The sequence below is a fragment of the Streptomyces sp. NPDC047841 genome, from assembly GCF_040704085.1.
GTDB lineage: Bacteria > Actinomycetota > Actinomycetes > Streptomycetales > Streptomycetaceae > Streptomyces > Streptomyces argyrophylli.
This window is the reverse complement of sequence record NZ_JBEYRP010000008.1, coordinates 123,771-146,473: the sequence shown is the minus strand read 5'-3', so window position 1 is coordinate 146,473 and position 22,703 is coordinate 123,771. Positions and strand designations below refer to the sequence as shown.

Genomic DNA, 22,703 nt, shown 5'->3' with positions numbered 1-22,703 from the left:
CCCCGGTCGTTCGCCGGCGGTGGCTCGGCGGGGTCCCCCGGCGGTGCGTGCGCCGCCGGCCGGCGGGGGCGGCAGTGCGGGTTCCCCGGCCCCTCGGAGCACTCCGAACGGGTTGTCCACAGGCAACCCACCGCACCGGTTCTGGCCAGTAATCTCGCGGTCATGGAGCAGAGGCATCTCGGCCGGACCGGCCTGCGCGTGTCCCGGATCGGGCTCGGCACCCTCACCTGGGGCCGGGACACCGACGAGCACGACGCCGCGGACATGCTGAAGGCGTTCTGGGAGGCCGGCGGCACCCTGGTCGACACCGCGGACGTGTACGGCGACGGGGAGGCGGAGTATCTGCTGGGGCAGCTCATCGACGGTCTGGTGCCGCGCCGTGACCTGGTCATCTCCACCAAGGCGGGCAGCGTGCCCGACCCCGACCGCCGCTTCGACGGCTCCCGCGGCCATCTGCTCGCCGCGCTCGACGCGTCCCTGGCCCGCCTCGGCACCGACTACGTCGACCTGTGGCACGTCCACGCCTACGACCCCGACACCCCGCTGGAGGAGACGCTCCACGCCCTCGACCTCGCGGTCGGCAGCGGCCGGGCCCGGTACGCGGGAGTGTCCAATTTCTGCGGCTGGCAACTGGCCAAGGCGGCCACCTGGCAGCTCGCCGCGCCGGGCGTCCGGACCCGGCTGGCCAGCACGCAGATGGAGTACTCGCTGCTCCAGCGGGGCGTGGAGCGGGAGGTGCTGCCCGCCGCGCTCGACCTCGGGGTGGGCCTGCTGCCCTCCTCGCCGCTCGGCCGGGGCGTGCTGACCGGCAAGTACCGGCACGCCACTCCCCCGGACTCGCGCGGCGCCTCCGAGCACCTGGCGCCGTTCGTGGAGCCGTACCTGGACGACGCGGCGACCCGCATCGTGGACGCGGTGACGACGGCGGCCGACGGGCTCGCGGTCACCCCGCTCCAGGTGGCCCTCGCCTGGGTGCGGGACCGGCCCGGGGTGGCCGCGCCGATCGTCGGCGCGCGCAACGCACAGCAGCTCACGGCGGCGTTGTCAGTGGAGGCCCTTAGTCTTCCTGACGAGATCTGCCGGGCGCTGGACGATGTGTCGGCGCCCGTGCACCGCTATCCCGATCACGACTGGAGCACGCTGTGAGCACGGAGCCGGAGACCACGGAGGAAGCCGGGCCGGGGACGCCGGACACACCGGGGACCACGGAGCACGGCACCGACGGGGCCGTCACGGCCGGGGGCACGACCGACACGGGTGCCGCCGGCGCCCCGGACGGGACGGACGCGGTTGGCGAATCGGGCCCGCAGGATGCCGCCGGCGGCGCGGGCGGCTCGGACGGTACCGAGGCAGCGGGCGGCTCGGAGGGCGCCGAGGCCACGGACGGCTCGGACGGCGTGGACGCCGGCGAGGGCTCGGCCGGGGCGGAGGCCGGCGGTGGCTCCGGGGCTGTTGAGGGTGGTGCCGCCGCTGCCGGGGTGTCCGAGGCGGAGGCCGAGCTGGCCGCGCAGCGGGTCGAGCGGGAGCGGATCGAGCGGCGCAAGGCCGAGAAGCAGGGCCCGATCGACAGCGGCGCCAAGCTCAGCGGCAAGGCGGCCGACCTGCTCGCGGCCATCCGGGCCGTGGAGAGCGGCGAGAAGCCGGCGGCCACGGTGTTCGAGGAGCCCGCACCGGCACCGCGCCGCACCGCCCCGGAACCGGTGCGCAGGCCCCAGCCGGCCCCCGCCCCGGTCGCGCCCGGCGGCCCCGCCCCGGAGACCGTCGACGCCGTGCGCCGTGTGCTGGCCGAGGGCGGCGCGCCCGACACCCTGGCCCCCCAGGCCGCCGCGGCCCTCGGCGAGGGCGCCGGCACCGCGCTGAGGGAGGACCCCTGGCAGCTGCTCCGGGTCGGCGGCGTACGCCCGGACCAGGCCGACGGCTTCGCCCGGGCGCTGCTCGGCGCGGCCTGCGGCCCGGACGACGAGCGGCGCGGCCGCGCCCTGACCGTCTGGCTGCTGGAGCAGGCGGCCGTGGCCGGGCACACCGCGCTGGAGCTGCCCACGCTCATCGCGGCGCTCGGCAAGCAGGGCGTGCCCGACCCGGACGCGGCGGTGCAGGGCGCGCTCGCCGAGGGCGAGGCACTGGCGTTCCAGGACGCCCTGGAGGAGCCCGGCGCCGCCGCGCCCCAGGCAGGCGACGAGGACGCCGACGAGGAGCGGGAGCGGCCGGTCCGGGTCCTCGTCGGCCTGGAGCGGTACGCGCTGGCCGAGGAGAGCCTCGCGGACGGCCTGGCCCGGCTGGTCAACTCCCTGGCGAAGGAGCCGGGGCAGGCCTGGGAGGCCACCGCGGCCGGGCTGTCCGGCGGTGCGGCCGAGCTGGCCCGCGCGGTCGCCGGGCACGGCCTGGTGCTGCACACCGGCGGGGAGGCGGCCCGCGCCGAACCGGCCGCGCTGCTCGGTGCCGCCCGTGCGGCGGGCCTGCGGGCCTTCGCCGCCTGCCACACCCCGGACGGGCGCCGGCGTCTGGCCGAGCGGCTGGGCGGGGAGGCGGCGGAGCACGGCGCGGGCACGGTCGCGGGGCTGCTGTCCGGTGCCGAGGGTCCGGGCCGCGACGCGGACGGCGCCCTGGAACTCGATCTGCTGATCGTGCCGGACGCGCCCCAGCTGGACGTGGAGAGCGCCGCGATGCTGGTGGAGTCGCTGCCCGACGGGGCCCGGCTGCTGCTCTGCGGCGACCCCGGGGTGCTGTGGTCGGCCGGTCCGGGCCGTGTCTTCGCCGATCTGCTCGCGGCCCGTGCCTGCCCGCAGATCGCGTCCCGCGTCCCCGACCCCGGTCCGCTCGGCGAGCTGGTCTCCGGCATCGGCGTCGGTGAGCTGAACCAGGTCGCCGCACCGGGCAAGGAGATCGTCATCGTGCCGGTGCGGGACGCGGGCGAGGCCGTGCACCGGACGGTGCAGCTGGTCGCGGACTCGGTGCCGCGGGCGATCGGCGTCCCGGCCGACCAGACCGTGGTGATCACCCCGGGCCACGGCGGCGCCGCGGGCACCCGCGCCCTCAACTCCGCCCTGAAGGAGCGCCTCAACCCCGGCCCCGGCCGGTTCGGCGGCTTCGACCCCGGTGACCGGATCGCCTACTCCCCCGCGCCGGGGCGCACCGTGCCGGGTGTGGTGGTGAGTGCCGACGCCGACGGACTGCACCTGTCGTGCGCCGGCGCCCCCGTCGTCGTACCGCGCGAGCGGGTGGAGGGCAGTGTCCGGCACGGCTGGGCGCTGACCGCGCACCAGGCGGTGGGCACCCGCTGGCCGGCGGTGGTGGTCGTCCTGCCCGGGGACGCCGCGCAGGCCCTCAGCCGCCCGTGGGTGTACACGGCGTTCGGCCGGGCGGAACGGCACCTGTCCGTCGTGCACGGCGTGGAGCAGGCCCTGCCGAAGGCGGTGGCGGAGGTCCCGCCCAAGCCGCGCACGACCCGCCTGCAGACGCTGCTGCGCACGCAGGTCCCGGCGGCCTGAGCCTTCGTCCGCGCGCCTTTCCCGGCAGGCCCGCCGTGCGCGGGCCCTCGTCACGGCGGCGGAGTCCGGCGGTGCCGTACCGGCCCCAGGCCGGCGGCACCGCCGCCCCGGTCACGTCCGTCCTGTCACTTCTCGGCGTTGACCGGCTCCAGCTCCCCGTCCCCGTCCTCTTCTTCCTCGTCCTCGTCGACGAAGTCGATGTCGTCCTCGTCGTCGGAGACCTCGTCGTCGAACACCGCGCTCACGTCGAAGCGGCACACCACCTGCTGCGGATCGATGTGTTCGAACGGCGCCTCCAGCCACTCCCCGGCCTCGGGCGGCTCCTCGGCAGCGGTGACCCAGAGCGTGGAGTCGCCCTCCTCCAGGCCGAACTCCTTGTGCCGGGAGGCGATCTCGTCCGGTTCGAACTCGCCGAAGAGGACGCCCAGCGCCCCCGGGACCGTCCCGGCGGCATCGTCTTCGTCCACGGCGTCGTACTCCGCCGCCTCCACCCGCTGGGCCTGCGCCAGCAGCCGCTGGGGTTCCGCCACGGTGTAGTCGCGGCGGATCAGCACACTGATCGCGTTCGGCTCCTCCGGGCCCGCGTACGGCGGCAGCGCTTCGTCCGCGCTGGGGATCTCGAAGGGGGTGACCTCGTCGAAGCGGTCGTAGAGCAGTTCGTCGTACGCCTCGGCGGCAGCGGCCAGCTGGTTGAACGCCTCGGACACGGCCGGGTCGTCCTCCCCCGACCTGCGTTCGACCGCGGCGAGATGACGGTCGAGCGCGGTCTTGACGGCCTCGGCGGCGGCGCGTACCTCGGCAGCGGTGGGCTGCGCAGCATCAGACATAGTGCAGACGCTATCCGTACCGGGCACCAGCCCGCACAATAGATGCGATGCCGGAATACGAATTTGTCGACGTGTATGTGCCTCGCGGGGTCTCCCGCAAGGAGGCCACACGTCTGCTGACGGACCATGCCGAGTACGGACACTGGGAGTTGGACCGACTGAGCCTGTTGCGCGACGGCAGCCGCAGAGTGCGGTTGCGCCGGCGGATCATCCGCCAGGTGCGCGCGACATGGTGAGCGTGATCACAGGATGAGGGTGGACAGATGAACGGAGCGGGCCCCGCCGGCACGGCAGGGCCCGCTCCGTCGCGGGTCACGCCCTGGCGCGCGCCTTGCGGTAGAGCACCGCGCCCGCGAGCAGCGCGCCCGCGCCGGCCGGCAGGGCGATGCCGAGCGGCACGTCACTGCCCGTGTGGGCGAGCTGGGCGGCGCCCAGAGGCCGGCCGTCGCGGCCCACCTGGGTCCTGACCTGGGACGTACCGTGCGTCCCCGAGCCGCCCGTGCCGGTCTGGGTGCCGGTGCCGGGGTGACCCGGCTGCCCCGGATTGCCGGGCTTACCGGGGTGACCCGGCTGCCCCGGATTGCCGGGCTGCCCGGGGTGCCCCGGCTCTCCCGGCCCACCAGGCTTCCCTGGATGACCCGGCTCACCGGGCTTCCCCGGATGCCCGGGCTCCCCCGGGTGGCCCGGGTGGCCCGGGTGTCCGGGGTGCCCCGGCTTCCCGGGCGGATTGCCGTACCCGCCGTCGTCGGCGCAGTCGTTCCCCACCGCGGCGTTCCCCGCCCCGATGACGTCGACGCTGTTGCCGCACACGTTGACCGGGACGTCGACCGGCACCTGCACGGTGTTGCCGGAGCCGACGCCCGGGGAGCCGCCGGTGTGGCCGCCCGCGTGCGAGCCGCCGGAGCCGCCGTGGTGACCCCCCGGGCCGCCGCCGTGCTCGGCACACCTGTTGCCCACCGACGGGTTCAGGAGCCCGACGACGTTCACGGTGTTGCCGCAGATGTTCACCGGCGCGTGCACGGGCGCCTGCACCGTGTTGCCGGACAGTACGCCGGGTGAGCCCCCGGCGGAGCCGGCCGCGCCCGAGTCGGCGTGTGCGTAGCCGCCGGCGGCGGCGATGACACCGGTCGCGGCGGCCATGGTCATCAGGCTCTTGCGTGTGCCCTGTCGCATGCTGGATTCCCCCCTGCCTTCCCTGTCTTCGATCCGCAAAGACCGGTCGGCCCCGGAGCGCATGGCGCGCGCTCCGAGGCCGACGGCTCGTAAAAGACGCCCCTCAGGGAGCCGGCGTCACTTGTTGACGCAGGCGTTGCCGAAGGCGGGGTTCAGGAGCCCGATCACGTTGATCGTGTTGCCGCACACGTTCACCGGGACGTGCACGGGCACCTGGATGACGTTGCCGGAGACGACGCCCGGGGAGTGCACGGCGGCACCCTGGGCACCGGAGTCGGCCACGGCCAGGCCCGCGCCCGCGAGAACCAGCCCACCGGTGGCAGCCGCAGCAGCGACGACCTTCTTGATCATTCTTCCTCCTAGTTGGCAATGCGACCCCAAGGCGCGGGGTCACATCGAAAGCAACGAGGAGGGGCTGATGAAGCTACGAGCCTATCGTCGCATTCACCCTTCTCAGTCGATCTCGTACGGCTGCCCGATTCCCGCCGTGCGCGCCCCGGACGGGGTCCGGCTCACGACGCGTCGAGGAACCGGTCGAGCACGCGGACGCCGAACCGCAGGCCGTCCACCGGCACCCGCTCGTCCACGCCGTGGAACATTCCGGCGAAGTCGAGCTCCGGCGGCAGCTTGAGCGGTGCGAAGCCGAAGCCGCGGATGCCGAGGTCGTCGAAGGACTTGGCGTCGGTGCCCCCGGAGAGCATGTACGGGATCGCCTTGGCGGTCGGGTCCTCGGCGAGCAGCGCGGCCTGCATGGCCTCGACCAGGGCGCCGTCGAAGGTGGTCTCGACGGCCTTGTCCGCGTGCACGTCCTCCCGGCGGACCTTCGGGCCGAGCAGCCGGTCGAGGTCGGCGAGGAACTCCTCCTCGTGACCGGGCAGGAAGCGTCCGTCGATGTGCGCGGTGGCCTCGCCCGGGATGACGTTGACCTTGTAGCCGGCGGTCAGCTGGGTGGGGTTGGCGGTGTTGCTCAGGGTCGCGCCGATGAGCTTGGCGATGCCGCCGAGCTTGGCGAGCGTGGACTCCATGTCCTCCGGGTCCAGCTCGGTGCCGAGCGCGTCGCCCAGTTCGTCGAGGAAGGCCCGGGTGGTCTTGGTGACCCGCACCGGGAACTTGTGCCGGCCGACCCGGGCGACGGCCTCGGACAGCTCGGTGATGGCGTTGTCGCGGTGGATCATCGAGCCGTGCCCGGCGGTACCGGCCACGGTCAGCTTCATCCAGTGCATGCCCTTCTCGGCCGTCTGGATCAGGTAGAGCCGCCGCTGGTCGTCGACGGTGAAGGAGAAGCCGCCGACCTCGCTGATCGCCTCGGTCACGCCCTCGAACAGCTCGGGGTGGTGGTCGACCAGGTACCGGGCGCCGTACGTGCCGCCGGCCTCCTCGTCGGCGAGGAACGCGACGACGACGTCCCGCGGGGGCCGGCGCCCGCTGCGCAGCCGGTCGCGGACGACCGCCAGCGTCATGGCGTCCATGTCCTTCATGTCGACGGCCCCGCGTCCCCACACGCAGCCGTCGGCGATCTCGCCGGAGAACGGGTCGTGAGTCCAGTCGACCGCGTTGGCCGGTACGACGTCCAGGTGGCCGTGGATGAGCAGCGCGGGCCGGGACGGGTCCTCGCCCTCGATGCGGGCCACCGTGGAGGCGCGGCCGGGGTGCGACTCGTAGATCCTGGGCTCCAGCCCGACCTCGGCGAGCTTCTCCGCGACCCACTCGGCGGCCTTGCGCTCGCCGGGGCCGGAGTGGTCGCCGTAGTTGCTGGTGTCGAACCGGATCAGCTCGCGGCAGAGGTCCACGACCTCGTCCTCGCCGGTGACGGTCCTGGTCGTGTCCGTCTCGCTCACGCTGCTTCCTCCCACTGTCACTGCTGGTGGTCCCTGTCATCCTCTCTCCGCTGCCGCCCCGGGCCCAAGACCGGTCCCGGCCCGTCACACGCCGTTCACGCCCGACCGGCCCCGCGACCGGGGGTGATCAGGCACCCGCGAAAGCCTGGTAATGTTTCCTTCGTCGCCGCGAGGGAGCCCCACCGGGGAACCTCGCACGACAGACACCTTGTCCGGGTGGCGGAATGGCAGACGCGCTAGCTTGAGGTGCTAGTGCCCTTTATCGGGCGTGGGGGTTCAAGTCCCCCCTCGGACACCAGTGAGGCCCCTGCCCGGCAGGGGCCTTTCGCGTGCCCCGGCGCCGCTTCCTAGACTTGAGGCGTGGCCCGCCGCAACGACGAGGTCGAGGCGCTCCTGAGGGAGTACGCCGATCTCATCGCGATCACCGGAGGCGACGCGTTCAAGGCGCGTGCCTACGAGAAGGCGGCGCGGGCGATCGGCGGCTACCCGGCGGACGTCGCGGCACTGGACGCGGACGGGCTGCGGGAGATCCCGAACGTGGGCCGGTCGATCGCCGAGAAGGTGGCCGAGTACCTGCGCACGGGCACGATGGCCGTGGTGGAGGAGCGCCGGGCGAGCATCCCGGCGGGGGTGCGGGAGCTGATCACGATCCCGACCCTGGGGCCGAAGAAGGCGCTGCGGCTCTACGAGGACCTGCACATCTCCTCGGTGAGCGAGCTGGCCGCGGCCATCGAGGCGGACGCGCTGGCCGGTCTGAAGGGATTCGGCGAGAAGACGCAGGAGAACATCCGGCACGGGATCGAGCTGCTCCGGCGGGCGGGCGGACGGGTGCCGCTGTCGTCGGCGCTGGACACCGCCGAGCGGATCGTCGCCGAGCTGTCCGCCGTGCCGGGCTGCGAGCGCTGCGGGTACGCCGGTTCGCTGCGGCGGATGCGGGAGACCGTCGGCGACCTGGACGTGCTGGTCTCGGCGCGGCGGCCGGCGCCGCTCATGGACGCGCTGTGCGGGCTGCCGGTCACCGCCGAGGTGATCGCGCGGGGCACGAAGAAGACGTCGGTGCGCACCGGCGAGGGGCTCCAGCTGGACCTGCGGGTGGTGCCGCCGGAGTCCTGGGGCGCCGCGTTGCAGTACTTCACCGGGTCCAAGGCGCACAACATCCGCACCCGGACCATCGCCGTGCACCAGGGACTGAAGCTCTCCGAGTACGGCGTGTTCGACACCGGCAGCGGGGAGTCGGTGGCGTCCCGCACCGAGGAGGAGGTGTACGCGCGGCTCGGCCTGCCGTGGATCCCGCCGACGCTGCGCGAGGACCGCGGGGAGATCGAGGCGGCGCTGGGCGACGGCCTGCCCGAGGTGGTGACGGAGCGGGACATCCGCGGCGACCTGCACACGCACACCGATCTCACGGACGGCCTGGCCCCGCTGGAGGCGATGGTGGAGGCCGCCGCCGAGCGCGGTCACGCGTACTACGCGGTCACCGACCACGCGCCCAACCTGTACATGCAGCGCATGACGGACGAGAAGATCCTCGCCCAGCGGGAGCGGCTGCGGGAGCTGGACGGCACCCGGCGCCGGATGCGGCTGCTGCACGGCACCGAGCTGAACATCGGCCCGGACGGGGAGGTGGACTGGCCGGAGGAGTTCCTGGCCGGTTTCGATCTGTGCGTGGCCTCGCTGCACTCGCACTTCGACCTGGACCGGGCGGCGATGACGCGGCGGCTGGTGCGGGCCTGTGAGCATCCGTACGTCAACATCATCGGGCATCCCACGACCCGGCTGATCGGCAAGCGGCCGGGTGTGGACGCCGACTGGGACGAGGTGTTCGCGGCCTGCGCGCGCACCGGCACCGCGCTGGAGGTCAACGCCCAGCCGGACCGGCTGGACCTGCGGGACGAGGACATCCTGCGGGCCAGGGAACACGGGGTGAGGTTCGCCGTGAACACCGACGCGCACTGCGTGCCGCACCTCGGGCAGTTGCGCTACGGAGTGGCGACCGCGCAGCGCGGCTGGCTCACCGGGGAGGACGTGATCAACACCTGGACGCTGACCCGGCTGCGGAGGTTCCTGCGCAAGGGCGGGCGTCCCTGAGGGTCAGCGCAGCGGCCGTACCGTGAGTGTGCCGCCGTCACCGTGCTCGACGCGGGTGCCGAGGGCGCGGGCGTGCCCGTCGAGGACCGTGCGCAGCCAGGCGGTGTCCTCGCGGGAGGCGTGCTCCAGGCGCAGCCGGCGCGCCTGGAAGGGCACCATCCGCAGGCCGGTGAGCCGGCCGGTGCCGGGCTCCACCGAGACGAGGTACAGCAGCCGCAGGTCGTCGCGGTAGCGCTCGTGGCCGCCGATGCCCTCGTAGTCGTCGACGAGGTCGCCGCAGCCGTACAGGACGAGCCGGTCCCGGTAGACCTCCGGTGGGCGGGGGTGGTGGGAGGAGTGCCCGTGGACGACGTCAGCGCCCGCGTCGATCAGCGCGTGGGCGAAGCGGACCTCGTCGCGGGAGGGCCGGTAGCCCCAGTTGGGGCCCCAGTGGACGGAGGCGACGACGAGGTCGCCGGGCCGTCGGCCGGTGCGCCGCAGGCGGTCGGCGAAGTCCCTCGCGGCGGCGGGGGCCGACGCGGTGACGAGGGCCACGCCGGGGCGTTCGGCGGTGGCGGCCCAGCCGTGCGGGATGCCGCTGGACGGCATGCCGAAGGCGAAGACCAGGACGCGTCCGCCCGGCCGCAGCGGGACGGCCGCCGGGCGCCAGGCGGCGTCCGCGTCCGGGCCCGCCCCGGCGGTGCGCAGCCCGGCGGCGGCGAGGGTGCCGAGGGTCTCGGCGAGGCCGGAGGGCCCGAAGTCGAGCACGTGGTTGTTGGCGAGGACGCAGACGTCGGGCCGGACGGCGGCGAGGCTGGGCAGGTTGGCCGGGTGCATCCGGTAGTGGACGGCCTTGCCGGGGGCGTAGTCGCCGTCCCGGGTGACGGCGGTCTCCAGGTTGACCACGCGCACGTCCGGGGCGGCACGCTCCAGGACGGGCAGCGCCTCGCCCCAGGGCCAGGCGGCGTCCACGGGCCGGGGTACCGGTCCGTTCGCGGCCTCCGCGAGGGCGACGTAGTCGCGGGCGTCGCGGAGGTAGTCCTCGCGCAGGGCGGGGTCGCCGGGGTGCGGGAGGATCTGGTCGACGCCCCGGCCGAGCATGACGTCGCCGGCGAGGAACAGGGTGACGGCGTTCTCGCCCATGGCGCGGGGCTATACGTGCGCGGGTGCCATGTGGTCCGTGAACCAGTCACGCGCCAGCTCGGTCACCCGTTCCAGCGTGCCGGGCTCCTCGAAGAGGTGGGTGGCGCCGGGGACCACCTCCAGCCGGTTCTCGCACCTGAGCTGTGCCCGCGCGTCCCGGTTGAGGGCGAGGACCTGCTGGTCGGCGCCGCCGACGACGAGCAGGGTGGGCGTGCTCACCGCGGCCAGCCGGGGTCCGGCGAGGTCGGGGCGGCCGCCGCGGGAGACGACGGCGGCGGGTCGCGCGCCGGGGTCGGCGGCGGCCCACAGGGCTGCGGCCGCGCCGGTGCTGGCGCCGAAGAAGCCGACGGCGAGGCCCTCGGTGCCGGGTTCCTCGCGCAGCCAGCGGGTGGCGTCCAGCAGCCGCCCGGCCAGCAGGGCGATGTCGAACACGTTGCCCCGGTCGGCCTCCTCGGCGTCGGTGAGCAGGTCGAACAGCAGGGTGCCGAGGCCGGCCCGGTGCAGTCCCGCGGCCACGAACCGGTTGCGCGGGCTGTGCCGGCTGCTGCCGCTGCCGTGTGCGAAGGCCACGACTCCGGTGGCGTCCTCGGGCACGGTGAGCCGTCCGCCCAGCCGGACGCCGCCCGCGGTCACCGTCACCTCCCGGTCGGTGGAGCCGGCGCCCGCGGTGTGCCGGTGGCGGCTCGCGGCCCGGCGCAGACAGGCGGTGACCTCCTCGTCGTCGACCTGGGCGAAGTCGGCGTAGAACTGGCCGACCGCGGCGAAGTGCCAGGGGGTGTCCAGGCAGACCAGTTCGTCGGCGTCCCCGCCGAGGCGCCGGGGGAAGTCCCGGGGGGCCACGGGGACGGCCAGCACGATGCGGGCGGCGCCCCGGGCGCGGACGGTCCGGCAGGCGGCCCGCGCGGTGGAGCCGGTGGCCACGCCGTCGTCCACCACGACGGCGGTCCGGCCGGCGACGGAGACGGCGGGTGCGGCGCCCCGGTAACGCGCGGCCCGTTCCCGCAGCACCCGGCGCTCGCGTTCCTCGACCCGGGCGAGGTCGTCGGCGGAGACACCGGTGCCGCGCAGCACCTCCTGGTTGATCACGCGGACGCCGTCCTCGCCGATCGCCCCCATGCCCAGCTCGGGCTGGTACGGCACGCCCAGTTTCCGCACCAGGCAGACGTCCAGGGGCGCGTCGAGCGCCGCGGCGACCTCGGCGGCGACCGGCACCCCTCCCCGGGGCAGCCCGAGCACCACCACATCCTGGCCCCTGAGGTACTCCAGGCGTTCGCCCAGTGTGCGTCCCGCTTCGAGGCGGTTCGTGAAGTGCACGGCCGGCTCCTTCACTCCCGTGGCTGCCAGAGCGGGGCCGGGGCCTCGGTGTCGGCGGCTCCGGTCGCCTTCATGTCGCCGTCGGCGGCGCGCAGCAGCAGGCGGCCCATGGCGATGAGCGCCCGGCCGGCGGCGAGTTCGTCGCCGATGTCGGGCATCGCCCGGTCGTAGGGGTTGCGGCGGGCCTCCGCGTGGCTCTCCAGGACGTTGTCGCCGGTGTCGAGGATGATCCGGGCCGTGGTGTCCGGATCGTGCTCGGACAGGTACAGGTTCAGCCGCCATTCCTTGACGGCGGGACGGCTGTTCATGGGTCCGGTCATCGTCCGCCACCTCGCTCCGCGGGCCGTGCCGCGACGGGCCGCCGGCCGTCCGCCGGTCCATCGTGGCTGGTCGCGCAGTTCCCCGCGCCCGTGAGGGGCGCTCCAGTCCGGCACTTCCACTGTGCACCCGACCCGCTGCGGACGCCTCCCCTGCCGGGGGCAGAATGTGGGCCATGACCTCGCGCACCTGCCCCTGCGGGCTCCCCCGGTCCTACGACGCCTGCTGTGGCCGCTTCCACACCGGCGCGGCGGCCGCGCCGACGGCCGAGCTGTTGATGCGCTCGCGGTACAGCGCGTTCGTCAAGGGGGACGCGGGGTATCTGCTGCGGACCTGGCATCCGCGGACCCGGCCCGCGCGGCTGGACCTCGACCCGCGGGTGCGGTGGACGGGGCTGGAGATCCTGGACACCGCCGACGGGTCCGCCTTCCACCGCACCGGCACGGTGACGTTCCGGGCCTCCTACCGGGGCGGCTCGCTGCACGAGCGGAGCCGGTTCGAGCGGGTGGACGGGGCGTGGGTGTACGTGGACGGGGACTTCCCGGGCGAGTAGCCCGGCCGGGGCCCGTCCGACGCTAGGGCGCCAGGATGTCCAGTTCCTGGAGGGCGCCGACGGTGATCTGCCGGGTCAGTTCCTGGGCGCGGGGGGCGTCGCCCGCGCGGACCGCCTCGGCCACCTGGACGTGCAGGGTGACGGCCGCCGGGTCGGGGTCCTCGAACATGACCTCGTGATGGGTGCGGCCGGCCAGCACCTCGGCGACGACGTCACCGAGGCGGGCGAACATCTCGTTGCCCGAGGCCGTCAGGACGACCCGGTGGAAGGCGATGTCGTGGACCAGGTACTTGTCCAGCTTGTGGCCGCGTGAGTTGGCCACCATGCCGAGCGCGCACTCGGTGAGTTCGGCGCACTGCTCGGCCGTGGCGTGCTGCGCGGCGAGGCCGGCCGCGACGGGTTCGACCGCGGAGCGCAGCACGGTGAGCGAGCGCAGCTGGTGCGGGCGGTCGGCGCCCGCCAGGCGCCAGCGGATGACCTGCGGGTCGTAGACGTTCCACTCGGCCCGGGGACGGACGGTGACGCCCACCCGGCGGCGGGACTCGACCAGGTGCATGGATTCGAGCACGCGGACCGCCTCGCGCATCACGGAGCGCGACACCTCGAAGTGCTGGGCCAGCTCGTCGGTGCGCAGCACGCTGCCCGGCGGGTACTCGCCCGCTGTGATCGCGGGGCCGAGGGTGTCCAGTACATGGCCGTGCAGCCCCCGGCCCGCTGTGCTCATGCACTCAGCGTACGGCGTGGATCACAGCGACAAAAAGTCAGACTTATACGTCACAGACTCTTGAATTCGTCGTACCTAATGGGTTTCAGTGTGGCGACGCCGCAGTGGCGTCGATGTCGAGGAAGACAGCGAGGCAGTGATGCGAACCCCCCAGGTCGTCGTCGTGATGGGCGTCGCGGGGACGGGCAAGACCACGATCGGTCCCTTGCTCGCCGCGCGGCTGGGCGTGCCGTACGCCGAGGGCGACGACTTCCACCCCCAGGCCAACATCGACAAGATGTCGGCCGGGATCCCGCTCGACGACGCCGACCGGTGGCCGTGGCTGGAGGCCATCGGGCACTGGGCGCACGGCCGGGCCGGACTGGGCGGGGTGGTCAGCAGCTCGGCGCTGAAGCGGGCGTACCGCGACCGGCTCCGGGCCGTGGCCCCCGGGGTCGTGTTCCTGCACCTGACGGGTGACCGTCAGCTGATCGAGGAGCGGATGTCGCAGCGTCAGGGGCACTTCATGCCCACCGCGCTGCTGGACTCCCAGTTCGCGACGCTCCAGCCCCTGGAGCCGGACGAGGCGGGAGTCGCCGTGGACGTCAGCGGCAGCCCCCAGGACATCACCGAGCGTGCCGTACAGGCACTCGGCTCGCTTCCCGACACCGCGGGCAGCGCTCAGTAGCGCCCGTCAGAACACCCAAGTAACCGCAAGGGAACCCCCGTGACCAGACTCAGCGTCGAGATGCTGGCAGCGGACGCGCCTCCGCCGATCACCTCCGCAGGACACGCCCAGTTGGGCATAGCCGTCCTGGTGGGCATCGCGGTCATCGTCCTGCTCATCACCAAGTTCAAGCTCCATGCCTTCCTGGCGCTGACCATCGGGTCGCTGGCGCTCGGGGCGGTCGCCGGGGCGCCCCTCGACAAGGCCATCACCAGCTTCACCACCGGACTCGGCTCCACCGTGGCCGGCGTCGGCGTCCTGATCGCGCTCGGGGCGATCCTGGGCAAGCTGCTCGCCGACTCCGGCGGCGCCGACGAGATCGTGGACACGATCCTCGCGAAGGCCGGCGGGCGCGCCATGCCCTGGGCGATGGTGCTGATCGCGTCCGTGATCGGCCTGCCCCTGTTCTTCGAGGTCGGCATCGTGCTGCTGATCCCGGTCGTGCTGATGGTCGCCAAGCGCGGCAACTACTCGCTGATGCGCATCGGCATCCCGGCGCTCGCCGGCCTGTCCGTGATGCACGGCCTGATCCCGCCGCACCCCGGCCCGCTGGTCGCCATCGACGCGGTCAAGGCCAACCTGGGCGTGACCCTGGCGCTGGGCCTCGTGGTCGCCATCCCGACGGTGATCATCGCCGGTCCGCTGTTCTCGAAGGTCGCGGCCCGCTGGGTGGACGTGCCGGCGCCGGACCGGATGCTGCCGCAGCGCGCCTCGGAGGAGCTCGAGCGCCGTCCGGGCTTCGGCGCCACGCTCGCCACCGTGCTGCTGCCGGTGGTGCTGATGCTGGCCAAGGCGCTGGTGGACATCGTCGTCGACGACCCCACGGACACGACCCAGCGCGTCTTCGACGTCGTCGGCTCCCCGCTGATCGCGTTGCTCGCCGCGGTGATCGTCGGCTTCTTCACGCTGGGCCGGCCGGCCGGGTTCACCAAGGACCGGCTCCAGCAGACCGTCGAGAAGGGCCTGATGCCCATCGCCGGCATCCTGCTGATCGTGGGCGCGGGCGGCGGCTTCAAGCAGACGCTGATCGACTCGGGCGTGGGCCAGATGATCCTGGACGTCTCCAAGGACTGGTCGATCCCGGCACTGCTGCTGGCCTGGCTGATCGCGGTGGCGATCCGGCTGGCGACCGGTTCGGCGACGGTGGCGACGGTCTCGGCGGCCGGCCTGGTCGCACCGCTCGCGGCCGACATGTCGACCACGCACGCGGCCCTGCTCGTCCTGGCCGTCGGCGCGGGCTCGCTGTTCTTCAGCCATGTCAACGACGCCGGTTTCTGGCTGGTGAAGGAGTACTTCGGGCTGAGCGTCGGGCAGACCGTGAAGACCTGGTCGGTGATGGAGACGATCATCTCGGTGGTCGCCGGCGGTCTGGTCCTGCTCCTCTCCCTGGTCGTCTAGGGGTACGGCGATGACGGCTCACCCCCTCTTCGACATCAGCGGCCGCACGGCCCTGGTCACCGGGTCCAGCCGGGGCATCGGCCTCGCGCTGGCCCGGGGCCTGGCCGAGGCCGGCTGCACGGTGGTCCTCAACGGGCGCGACGCGGGCCGGCTGGCCGAGGCCGCCGCGGGCCTTCCCGGAGAGGTGCGCACGGCGGTGTTCGACGTGACCGACGGCCCGGCCGTGGCCGCCGGGATCGCGGACGTCGAGGAGCGGGTGGGCCCGCTCGACATCCTGGTCAACAACGCGGGCATGCAACTGCGCGCCCCGCTGCTGGAGTTCGCCGACGCCGACTGGCACCGCATCCTGGACGCCAACCTCACCAGCGCCTTCCTCGTCGGCCGGGAGGCCGCCCGGCGGATGACGGCACGCGGCCACGGCAAGATCGTCAATATCTGCTCGCTGCAGAGCGAGGTCGTCCGGCCCGGCATCGCGCCGTACGCGGCGACCAAGGGCGCGCTGAAGATGCTCACCAAGGGCATGTGCGCCGACTGGGGGCCGTACGGCGTCCAGGTCAACGGCCTCGGCCCCGGCTACATCGAGACCGAGCTGACCCGGCCCCTGGTGGAGGACGGGGAGTTCAGCGCGTGGGTGCGCCGCCGCACCCCGGCCGGGCGCTGGGGCCGTACCGGGGACCTGGTGGGCGGGCTGCTCTTCCTGGCCTCGCCGGCTGCGGACTTCGTCGGCGGGCAGGTGCTGTACGTCGACGGCGGCATGACGAGCGTGCTGTGAAAGGGGCGGCAGGCGTGCTGGGGTGTGTGATCCACGGGGCAGGCAAGCTGCGGGTGGAGGAGCTGCCGCCCCCTCAGCCCGCGCCCGGCGAGGCGCTGGTGGCGGTCAGGTACGGCGGGGTGTGCGGGTCCGACCTGCACTACTGGCGGCACGGCGGGGTCGGGGACTTCCGGCTCCGCGAGCCCATGGTGCTCGGGCACGAGGTGGTCGGCACGGTCGTGTCCTACGGCCCCGGGGCCACCGGTCCCGCCCCGGGTACGGCCGTCGCCGTGCACCCGGCCACGCCGTGCGGGACGTGCCCGGAGTGCGCCGACGGGCGGGCGAACGTGTGCCGCGACACGCGCTATCTGGGCAGTGCGGCGCGCTTTCCGCACGTGCAGGGCGCCTTCGCGGCGCAGGTGGCCGTCCCCGCGAGCCAGTTGAGGGCACTGCCGGACGGGCTCGGGCTGCGCCGGGCCGCGCTGGCCGAGCCGCTGTCGGTGGCGCTGCACGCGGTGCGGCGGGCCGGGGAGGTGGCCGGACGGCACGTCCTGGTCACCGGGGCCGGGCCGATCGGGTGCCTGGTCGTCGCGGCGGCCAAGGCGGCGGGCGCGGCGCGGGTGACGGTGACCGACCTGGTGCCCGAGGCGCTGGGGTACGCGGCCGTCGCCGGGGCCGACACGCTGGTGCGGGCCGACGATCCGGACGATCCCGGGTGGCCGCCGGAGGTGGACGTGGCCGTGGAGGCGTCGGGGGTGGCCGCCGGTCTGGACACCTGTCTGCGGCGGGTGCGGCGCGGGGGCGTGGTCGTCCAGCTCGGGATGCTGCCGGCCGGGCGGACGCCGTTCGCCGGGAACCTGATGGTGAGCCGGGAGATCGAAGTGCGGGGCGCGTTCCGGTTCGCCGCCGAGTTCGACGATGCTCTCGAACTGCTGGCGGCCCGCGGGGAGTTCGTCGGCCTGGTCAGCGCTGTGGTCCCGGTGCGCGAGGCCGAGTCCGCGTTCGTGCTGGCCGCCGACCGGGAGCGGTCCTGCAAGGTGCTGCTGGAGTTCTGAGGGCGCGGGGGGAAACGGGCAGTCGGTGTTCCGTGTCACGGGCGCCACAGGGAGTGCTCCCTGCGCGCCCACTCCCCCGTCACCGTTCCCGTCCGCAGTCCCCGCCTCGCCTCCGGGTCCCCCAGGGCCATGCCGATGTGGCCGGCCAGGACGACGCCGATCGTCAGGGCCAGCCAGTCGTGGACGAAGGTCGCCGAGGTCCGCCACATCAGCGGGGTGAGCCGGGTGAACCACATCAGCAGGCCGGTGCCGAGCATGACCAGGGCCGCCCCGGCGATCCAGGCGGCGTAGACCTTCTGGCCGGCGTTGAACTTGCCCGCGGGACGCGATGCGGGGCGCCGGTCGCGGCGCAGCGCGGCACGCAGCCAGACCCGGTCGTGCGGGCCGAAGCGGTTGAGGAAGCGCAGGTCGGCGCGGAAGGCGCGGGAGGCCAGGCCGAGCAGGACCGGCACCGGCAGCGCGAGCCCCGCGCACTCGTGCACCCGGACGACCAGTTCCCGGCGGCCGACCAGGACCGCCAGCTGGGGGACGTAGAGGAAGGCCGCGGTCAGCACGCACACGCCCATCAGCGCGGCCGTCGCGCGGTGCACCCAGCGTTCGGCGCGGGTGAAGCGGTGGACGCGGGCGCTCGGCGGGGCCGGGGTCTCAGCTCGTAGGCTCATCGTCGCGTCCGTTCGAGCGGCCGACCCAGGCGTCGACGTCGTAGCCGAGGTCCTCCCAGTAGCCCGGCTCCACCCGGTCGGTGACGGTGATGCCGGAGAGCCACTTGGCGGACTTGTAGAAGTACATGGGGGCGACGTAGAGGCGGACCGGGCCGCCGTGGTCGTGGCCGATGTCCTCGTCCTGCATGCGCAGGGCGACCAGCACGTCCGGGCGGCGCGCCTGGCCGAGGGTGAGGCTCTCGGCGTAGGTGCCGTCGAAGCAGGTGAAGCGCAGGGCCCTGGCGGAGGAGCGGACGCCCGCCGCGTCGAGCAGGCGGGACAGGCGTACGCCCTCGAAGGGAGTGCCGGGGACCCGCCAGCCGGTGACGCACTGGACGTCCTTGACCAGCCGGGTCTGCGGCAGGGCGCGCAGCTCGTCGAGGGTGTAGCCGCGCGGGTGGTCGACCAGGCCGTCGATGGTGAGGCGGTAGTCCGCGGCGGTCCTGTGCGGCACGGAGGCGGCGACGGAGTAGTAGCGGAAGCCGCCGCCGTTGGGCAGCAGACCGGTCAGGCCGGTGGGGTCCTTGCCTGCGACGCCGCCGAGGAAGCCCTCGACGCCGCGTTGCAGCGCGGGTGCCGCGACCACGCCGAGCGCGCCCAGGCCGAGGGTGCCGAGGAAGACGCGGCGGCCGATGGGCCTGCCGTCCCGCTCGTGCGCCTGTTCCTCGGACCGTTCAGCGTTCACGTGTTTCATTCGAGCACTCGGGGCCGCGCGGGGCCAGGCGGTCGGGCCACTGGTCAGATTTCCGTAATCACTTCTTACGTGCGTCGCCTCTCACGGGCGTCGCTTCTCGCATGCGTCGCTTCTTGTGTACGGCGTCCGGGCCCCGGTGTCTCAGTGCCCGAGCGCGCGGGCGCGGGCCGTCCGGAAGGCCGCCAGGGGGTCGGAGTGCGCGTACGACCAGGGCGCGGGGGTGGCGTGGGCGCCGATGCGCTGGAAGAGGGCCGCCGCCTCGGCCGGGCGGCCGGCGCAGGACAGGGCGAACGCGAGGTGGTTGAGGTCGACGTGGCGGCGCGGGTGCTCGTCGTGCTCCCACTCCAGCCACCAGTCGAAGCAGGCGCGCAGGATGCGCCGGGCGCGCGGGCCGGACCAGTGCCCGCGGGCGGCGGGGTCGGCGGGGGCGAGGCCGGTGGCGGCGAGGACCCGGTGGCGCTCGGCGTAGGCGACGACCGGCAGGACGGCCAGCGGGGAGTCGGCGGGGGCCTCGGCCGCGGCCAGCTCGGCGACGTCGTACACCTCGTGGGCCTCGGCACGGCCGCCGGCGGGGCGTTCGGCGAGGCGGGCGACCAGCAGGTGGTGGGCGTGGTGGTGCTCGGGGTGGCGGCGGCGCAGCTCGGCGAAGGCGGCGAGCACCTCCCGCTCCGGGCCCAGGGCGCGGGCGAGCAGCAGCCGGCCGAGCCAGGGGGTGGGGTCGTCGGGGGCCAGCCCGGCGGCCGTGCCGCACGCCTCGCGGGCCCGGCCGGGTTCCTCCCCGCCGCACACGGCGCGGTGCACCAGGGCCAGGGCGAGCAGGGCGGCGGCGTCGGCGGAGCCGGGTTCGGCGGTCAGCCAGTCGGTCGCCCAGGCGGCGGCGCGGGCGTCCTGGGCGAGCACGGTGAGGCGGTGGCCGCGGCGGTCCCAGTCGTCGCCGGTGTGCACCAGCAGCGAGCGGGCGGCCTGCCGCCGGCCCTGGGCCAACGCGGCGCGCGCGGTGCGCAGTTCCGCGTCGTCGAGGGCGGCGTCGAAGGCCCCGGAAGCGTCGGCGGCTGTCTCGCCGGACGGTTCCGGGAGGGCCCGGCGAGCGCCGAGCAGGGGCGGGAGAGGGGACACCGCGGGACTTCCTGTTTCTCGGGCTGCCATCGACCGATCACGCACAGCAAACCCCCAGCCAAGGGTTGCGTCAAGCGGAACGGCGGTGGTGCGAGCTTCAACTTCCGTGCCCGAAGCGGAACTTGATCGTCCCGGTGCAGGTGGGCCGGGGCGCGGCCGTCCGAGGACGGGAAAGTTCCTGTGGCGCATGCCGTCCCGTTTTCCGGGGCGTACGCCCCGGCTTCTGTGGCGCAGGCCATGGCGCCGCGCGTCCCCGGTCCCGGACCACGGCGAGTCAGACCCGGATCATGACGAGTCAATCGCCCGGTTCCGGGTACTTCCGGGGCAATGTCCTCCTGGGAGCGCTACAGTCGGCCACTACCGCCCGTGGTACGGCCGGATGATCGAGGTACACAGCGTGTCGGTTCTGGTTCTCCTTCTCGCCGTGAGCGCGGCCTGCTGTCTGGGCTTCGGGTTCGTCCTCCAGCAGGACGCGGCGCAGAAGGCACCGCTCAGCGACTTCCTCTCCTTCCGCCTGCTGATCGACCTGGTGCGGATACCGCGCTGGCTGGGCGGTCTCGGACTGATGGTGGCCGGCATGGTGCTGGGTGCGATCGCCCTCGGCAAGGGTGAGATCTCCCTGGTCGAGCCGCTGCTCGCGACCAACCTGCTGTTCGCCCTCGCCCTCTCCCGGCACCAGACCGGGCAACCGCTCGGGCGCCAGGGCTGGGCCGGGCTGCTGCTGCTCGCGGGCGGGGTGAGCGCGTTCATCGTCGCGGGCGAGCCGCGCGGCGGCACGGCGGTCACCGATCCGCTGCGGCACTGGCTGATCATCGGAGCGGTGGTGGGCGCGGCCCTGGTCCTGACGACGTACGCCAAGCGGTCCCGGCTGAGCTGGGGCCCGGTGCTGCTGGCCCTGGCGGCCGGACTGCTCTACGGCGTCCAGGACGCGCTGACCCGGGTGAGCGGCACCCGCTTCTCCGCCGGCGGCCTCACCGAGCTGTTCTCCGGCTGGCAGCCGTACGGGGTGGTGGCCTGCGGGGTCACCGGTCTCGTCCTGGTGCAGAGCGCGTTCGAGACCGCCCCGCTGCGCATGTCGCTGCCGGCGCTCACGGCGGCCGAGCCGCTGACCGGCATCCTGTGCGGGGTGGGTTTCATGGGCGACCGGCTGCGCACCGACGCCGGTGCGCTGGCCGGGGAGGCGGCCGGACTCGCGGCGGTGGTGGCGGGCATCGTGCTGCTCGGCCTGCACCCGGCGATGCCGTGCGGCACGACGGAACAGGAACCGGACCCCCGAGACCTCCAACGCCGCTGAGCCCCTCTACGGTCCCCTGGTTTGTTCCCGGGCCGGGGGCTCTGCCCGTTCCCGGGTGGGGGGCCTGCTCGGATGGGGCCACCCTGTCCCCGGTCGGGGCGACCCCGGCCGACCGGGGCGACCCCTCCCGGCCAGAATGATCGGCATGAATCCTGCTGACGAGATTCTCGACATCGTCGACGAGCACGACCGGGTCGTCGGCCGGTATCCGCGCGGCGAGGTCTATGCCCTCGGGCTGCGTCACCGGTGCGTGTTCATCGAGGCCCGGGACGCGGCCGGCCGGCTCTTCGTGCACCGGCGCACGGCGACCAAGCTGGTGTTCCCCTCCCTGTACGACCTGTTCGTCGGCGGGGTCGTCGGCGCCGGCGAGTCCTACGACGAGGCGGCGCTGCGGGAGGCCGAGGAGGAGCTGGGCGTGACCGGGCTGCCCCGGCCGGAGTTCCTCTTCAAGTTCCTCTACGACGACGGCGCCGGGAACAGCTGGTGGTCGGCGGTGTACGAGGTCCGCTGCGAGCTGCCGGTGCGGCCGCAGGCGGAGGAGGTCCAGTGGCACGCCTTCCTGTCCGGGGAGGAGGTCGCGCGGCGGCTCGGCGAGTGGGAGTGGGTGCCGGACGGGCTGGCGGCCTACGAGCGGCTGCGGGCGTTCCGGGCGGGCCGGTGACCGCCGGGTAGGGTCGGCCGCGTGAGCGAATTCGTACGGAACATCCGGCTGTGGTTCGCGCCGGAACGGTTGCGCGACGAGGGCGGGACCCCCGACTACCGGTTCTCGCTGGCCAACGAGCGCACCTTCCTCGCCTGGCTGCGCACCGCGCTGGCACTGATCGGCGGCGGATTCGCGGTGGACCAGTTCCTCCCGGACCTGCGCCGGGCCTGGCGGGTCGGACTCGCGCTGGCCCTGCTCGCGGCCGGCGTCCTGTGCGCCCTGCGCGCGGTGAACCACTGGGTGCGCTGCGAGCGCGCGATGCGCCGCGGCGAGGACCTGCCCGTGTCCCGCTTCCCCGTGCTGCTGAGCCTGGTCGTGGCCGCGGTGGCCGTCGTGATGGTGCTGGTGGTCCTGGTGGGGTGGGAAGGGTGAGTGCCGGGGAGGCGGGCGCCGGGCGGGACCCCGGGCTCCAGCCGGAGCGCACCCGGCTGGCCTGGCGGCGTACGACCCTGTCGGCCGCCGTGGCCGCCGTACTGGCCGTGCGGGCGGCGCTGCACGGTGGCGTCTCGGCCGGCGCGGCCGTCCTGGGCGCGCTGTGCTGCGGGCTGTGCCTGGCCTTCCTCCGGATCGCCCACCTCCGCATCCACGCCCTGGCGGCCGGCACCCCACCGCCCGCGCTCGCCCCGCGCCAGGCGACGGCGGCGGTCCTGTGCGCGGTGGCGATGGCGGTGTGCGCCGCCGTACTGGTGGTCTAGGGCCCGGTCCGGCCCGGCCGGCGGCGACTCCTGCGAGGTAGGCGGTCCTACGAGCCACGGCGGTCTACGAGGTGCCGGTCCTCCGGGGTACTCGGACGCCACACGACCGGGATGCCCTGGTACGCGGCTTTCGCGTGGCAGTCTT

24 protein-coding genes and 1 tRNA gene are annotated in these 22,703 nt (G+C 74.2%); 14 read left to right on the top strand and 11 right to left on the bottom strand.

Annotated features, from left to right (window positions below; all coding sequences use genetic code 11):
* Nucleotides 1-162: 162 nt before the first annotated feature.
* Nucleotides 163-1,146, top strand: coding sequence for an aldo/keto reductase (locus tag AB0947_RS14830; protein WP_366750736.1), 984 nt, complete (start codon nucleotides 163-165; stop codon nucleotides 1,144-1,146).
* Entirely contained in the window at nucleotides 1,143-3,488 is a 2,346-nt protein-coding gene (locus AB0947_RS14825; RefSeq protein ID WP_366750735.1) for a helix-hairpin-helix domain-containing protein, read from the top strand. Before AB0947_RS14830 ends, AB0947_RS14825 begins: the two co-directional genes overlap by 4 nt.
* A 125-nt stretch (nucleotides 3,489-3,613) precedes the next feature.
* On the opposite strand, the gene AB0947_RS14820 is transcribed toward AB0947_RS14825, so the two are convergent.
* Nucleotides 3,614-4,315 carry a hypothetical protein gene (locus AB0947_RS14820; protein WP_366750734.1) on the bottom strand — a complete coding sequence of 234 codons (702 nt, stop codon included), beginning with the start codon at nucleotides 4,313-4,315 and terminating at the stop codon, nucleotides 3,614-3,616.
* 47 nt (nucleotides 4,316-4,362) lie between these two features.
* Here AB0947_RS14820 and AB0947_RS14815 point away from each other — a divergent pair, with 47 nt between their 5' ends.
* Nucleotides 4,363-4,551 carry a DUF5703 family protein gene (locus tag AB0947_RS14815; protein WP_014671721.1) on the top strand — a complete coding sequence of 63 codons (189 nt, stop codon included), beginning with the start codon at nucleotides 4,363-4,365 and terminating at the stop codon, nucleotides 4,549-4,551.
* Nucleotides 4,552-4,627: 76 nt separating this feature from the next.
* Here AB0947_RS14815 and AB0947_RS14810 read toward each other — a convergent pair whose 3' ends face one another.
* The 3 genes from AB0947_RS14810 to AB0947_RS14800 form a co-directional block, all read right to left on the bottom strand.
* Nucleotides 4,628-5,488: a chaplin gene (locus AB0947_RS14810; RefSeq protein WP_366750733.1), complete on the bottom strand. Its 861-nt coding sequence runs from the start codon at nucleotides 5,486-5,488 to the stop codon at nucleotides 4,628-4,630.
* Nucleotides 5,489-5,605: 117 nt separating this feature from the next.
* Complete coding sequence (chpH, locus tag AB0947_RS14805) at nucleotides 5,606-5,839, bottom strand: chaplin ChpH (RefSeq protein ID WP_014671723.1); 234 nt, start codon at nucleotides 5,837-5,839, stop codon at nucleotides 5,606-5,608.
* A gap of 161 nt (nucleotides 5,840-6,000) precedes the next feature.
* Nucleotides 6,001-7,326 (bottom strand): M20/M25/M40 family metallo-hydrolase, encoded by a 1,326-nt coding sequence (locus AB0947_RS14800; RefSeq protein WP_366750732.1) that lies wholly within the window; start codon nucleotides 7,324-7,326, stop codon nucleotides 6,001-6,003.
* Nucleotides 7,327-7,536: 210 nt separating this feature from the next.
* Between AB0947_RS14800 and AB0947_RS14795 the strand changes: the two genes are divergently transcribed.
* Both AB0947_RS14795 and polX read left to right on the top strand, forming a co-directional pair.
* Nucleotides 7,537-7,624, top strand: a tRNA-Leu gene (locus AB0947_RS14795).
* Nucleotides 7,625-7,686: 62 nt separating this feature from the next.
* Nucleotides 7,687-9,414 (top strand): DNA polymerase/3'-5' exonuclease PolX, encoded by a 1,728-nt coding sequence (gene polX, locus AB0947_RS14790; RefSeq protein WP_366750731.1) that lies wholly within the window; start codon nucleotides 7,687-7,689, stop codon nucleotides 9,412-9,414.
* Between the two features lie 3 nt (nucleotides 9,415-9,417).
* Here the strand turns inward: polX and AB0947_RS14785 are convergent, their stop codons facing one another.
* The 3 genes from AB0947_RS14785 to AB0947_RS14775 are packed head-to-tail and all read right to left on the bottom strand — an operon-like array spanning nucleotide 9,418 to nucleotide 12,170.
* The gene (locus tag AB0947_RS14785; RefSeq protein WP_366750729.1) at nucleotides 9,418-10,536 is read right to left on the bottom strand and encodes a CapA family protein; all 1,119 of its coding nucleotides are present in this window, start codon (nucleotides 10,534-10,536) and stop codon (nucleotides 9,418-9,420) included.
* 9 nt (nucleotides 10,537-10,545) lie between these two features.
* A complete protein-coding gene (locus AB0947_RS14780; protein WP_366750728.1) occupies nucleotides 10,546-11,850 on the bottom strand; it encodes a phosphoribosyltransferase family protein in 1,305 nt (434 codons plus the stop codon).
* Between the two features lie 11 nt (nucleotides 11,851-11,861).
* Entirely contained in the window at nucleotides 11,862-12,170 is a 309-nt protein-coding gene (locus AB0947_RS14775; RefSeq protein WP_366750727.1) for a dsRBD fold-containing protein, read from the bottom strand.
* 173 nt (nucleotides 12,171-12,343) lie between these two features.
* On the opposite strand from AB0947_RS14775, the gene AB0947_RS14770 reads away from it, so the two are divergent.
* A complete protein-coding gene (locus AB0947_RS14770) occupies nucleotides 12,344-12,721 on the top strand; it encodes a YchJ family protein (RefSeq protein WP_366750726.1) in 378 nt (125 codons plus the stop codon).
* Between the two features lie 22 nt (nucleotides 12,722-12,743).
* On the opposite strand, the gene AB0947_RS14765 is transcribed toward AB0947_RS14770, so the two are convergent.
* A complete protein-coding gene (locus AB0947_RS14765) occupies nucleotides 12,744-13,445 on the bottom strand; it encodes a FadR/GntR family transcriptional regulator (RefSeq protein WP_366750725.1) in 702 nt (233 codons plus the stop codon).
* A gap of 139 nt (nucleotides 13,446-13,584) precedes the next feature.
* Here AB0947_RS14765 and AB0947_RS14760 point away from each other — a divergent pair, with 139 nt between their 5' ends.
* Genes AB0947_RS14760 through AB0947_RS14745 form a run of 4 tightly spaced genes read left to right on the top strand, consistent with a single transcriptional unit; the run spans nucleotide 13,585 to nucleotide 17,355 of the window.
* Nucleotides 13,585-14,112, top strand: a complete 528-nt coding sequence (locus AB0947_RS14760; RefSeq protein ID WP_366750724.1) for a gluconokinase — start codon at nucleotides 13,585-13,587, stop codon at nucleotides 14,110-14,112.
* Nucleotides 14,113-14,151: 39 nt separating this feature from the next.
* The gene (locus tag AB0947_RS14755; protein ID WP_366750723.1) at nucleotides 14,152-15,549 is read left to right on the top strand and encodes a gluconate:H+ symporter; all 1,398 of its coding nucleotides are present in this window, start codon (nucleotides 14,152-14,154) and stop codon (nucleotides 15,547-15,549) included.
* 10 nt (nucleotides 15,550-15,559) lie between these two features.
* Complete coding sequence (locus AB0947_RS14750) at nucleotides 15,560-16,321, top strand: SDR family oxidoreductase (protein WP_366750722.1); 762 nt, start codon at nucleotides 15,560-15,562, stop codon at nucleotides 16,319-16,321.
* Nucleotides 16,322-16,335: 14 nt separating this feature from the next.
* Complete coding sequence (locus AB0947_RS14745; RefSeq protein ID WP_366750721.1) at nucleotides 16,336-17,355, top strand: L-idonate 5-dehydrogenase; 1,020 nt, start codon at nucleotides 16,336-16,338, stop codon at nucleotides 17,353-17,355.
* 35 nt (nucleotides 17,356-17,390) lie between these two features.
* On the opposite strand, the gene AB0947_RS14740 is transcribed toward AB0947_RS14745, so the two are convergent.
* The 3 genes from AB0947_RS14740 to AB0947_RS14730 form a co-directional block, all read right to left on the bottom strand.
* Nucleotides 17,391-18,017 (bottom strand): cytochrome b/b6 domain-containing protein, encoded by a 627-nt coding sequence (locus tag AB0947_RS14740; RefSeq protein ID WP_366750720.1) that lies wholly within the window; start codon nucleotides 18,015-18,017, stop codon nucleotides 17,391-17,393.
* On the bottom strand, nucleotides 18,001-18,750 hold the full coding sequence (locus AB0947_RS14735) for a molybdopterin-dependent oxidoreductase (RefSeq protein WP_366750719.1): 750 nt from the start codon (nucleotides 18,748-18,750) through the stop codon (nucleotides 18,001-18,003). The genes AB0947_RS14740 and AB0947_RS14735 overlap by 17 nt, the downstream gene beginning before the upstream one ends.
* A 141-nt stretch (nucleotides 18,751-18,891) precedes the next feature.
* Nucleotides 18,892-19,866 (bottom strand): hypothetical protein, encoded by a 975-nt coding sequence (locus tag AB0947_RS14730; RefSeq protein WP_366750718.1) that lies wholly within the window; start codon nucleotides 19,864-19,866, stop codon nucleotides 18,892-18,894.
* Nucleotides 19,867-20,263: 397 nt separating this feature from the next.
* Here AB0947_RS14730 and AB0947_RS14725 point away from each other — a divergent pair, with 397 nt between their 5' ends.
* From AB0947_RS14725 to AB0947_RS14710, 4 genes are all read left to right on the top strand, one after another.
* Entirely contained in the window at nucleotides 20,264-21,160 is an 897-nt protein-coding gene (locus AB0947_RS14725) for a DMT family transporter (RefSeq protein WP_366750716.1), read from the top strand.
* A 145-nt stretch (nucleotides 21,161-21,305) separates the two neighbouring features.
* The gene (locus AB0947_RS14720; protein WP_366750715.1) at nucleotides 21,306-21,821 is read left to right on the top strand and encodes an NUDIX domain-containing protein; all 516 of its coding nucleotides are present in this window, start codon (nucleotides 21,306-21,308) and stop codon (nucleotides 21,819-21,821) included.
* A gap of 21 nt (nucleotides 21,822-21,842) precedes the next feature.
* Entirely contained in the window at nucleotides 21,843-22,235 is a 393-nt protein-coding gene (locus tag AB0947_RS14715) for a DUF202 domain-containing protein (RefSeq protein WP_366750714.1), read from the top strand.
* On the top strand, nucleotides 22,232-22,558 hold the full coding sequence (locus AB0947_RS14710; RefSeq protein ID WP_366750713.1) for a DUF202 domain-containing protein: 327 nt from the start codon (nucleotides 22,232-22,234) through the stop codon (nucleotides 22,556-22,558). The genes AB0947_RS14715 and AB0947_RS14710 overlap by 4 nt, the downstream gene beginning before the upstream one ends.
* The last annotated feature ends 145 nt before the right edge of the window (nucleotides 22,559-22,703 follow it).

Bases quoted from the DNA above. Each gene is read 5' to 3' on its own strand.
- AB0947_RS14830 (WP_366750736.1), top strand. From the start codon at position 163: ATGGAGCAGAGGCATCTCGGCCGGACCGGCCTGCGCGTGTCCCGGATC.
- AB0947_RS14820 (WP_366750734.1), bottom strand. From the start codon at position 4,315: ATGTCTGATGCTGCGCAGCCCACCGCTGCCGAGGTACGCGCCGCCGCC.
- AB0947_RS14815 (WP_014671721.1), top strand. From the start codon at position 4,363: ATGCCGGAATACGAATTTGTCGACGTGTATGTGCCTCGCGGGGTCTCC.
- AB0947_RS14810 (WP_366750733.1), bottom strand. From the start codon at position 5,488: ATGCGACAGGGCACACGCAAGAGCCTGATGACCATGGCCGCCGCGACC.
- chpH (WP_014671723.1), bottom strand. From the start codon at position 5,839: ATGATCAAGAAGGTCGTCGCTGCTGCGGCTGCCACCGGTGGGCTGGTT.
- AB0947_RS14785 (WP_366750729.1), bottom strand. From the start codon at position 10,536: ATGGGCGAGAACGCCGTCACCCTGTTCCTCGCCGGCGACGTCATGCTC.
- AB0947_RS14775 (WP_366750727.1), bottom strand. From the start codon at position 12,170: ATGACCGGACCCATGAACAGCCGTCCCGCCGTCAAGGAATGGCGGCTG.
- AB0947_RS14770 (WP_366750726.1), top strand. From the start codon at position 12,344: ATGACCTCGCGCACCTGCCCCTGCGGGCTCCCCCGGTCCTACGACGCC.
- AB0947_RS14765 (WP_366750725.1), bottom strand. From the start codon at position 13,445: ATGAGCACAGCGGGCCGGGGGCTGCACGGCCATGTACTGGACACCCTC.
- AB0947_RS14760 (WP_366750724.1), top strand. From the start codon at position 13,585: ATGCGAACCCCCCAGGTCGTCGTCGTGATGGGCGTCGCGGGGACGGGC.
- AB0947_RS14750 (WP_366750722.1), top strand. From the start codon at position 15,560: ATGACGGCTCACCCCCTCTTCGACATCAGCGGCCGCACGGCCCTGGTC.
- AB0947_RS14740 (WP_366750720.1), bottom strand. From the start codon at position 18,017: ATGAGCCTACGAGCTGAGACCCCGGCCCCGCCGAGCGCCCGCGTCCAC.
- AB0947_RS14735 (WP_366750719.1), bottom strand. From the start codon at position 18,750: ATGAAACACGTGAACGCTGAACGGTCCGAGGAACAGGCGCACGAGCGG.
- AB0947_RS14720 (WP_366750715.1), top strand. From the start codon at position 21,306: ATGAATCCTGCTGACGAGATTCTCGACATCGTCGACGAGCACGACCGG.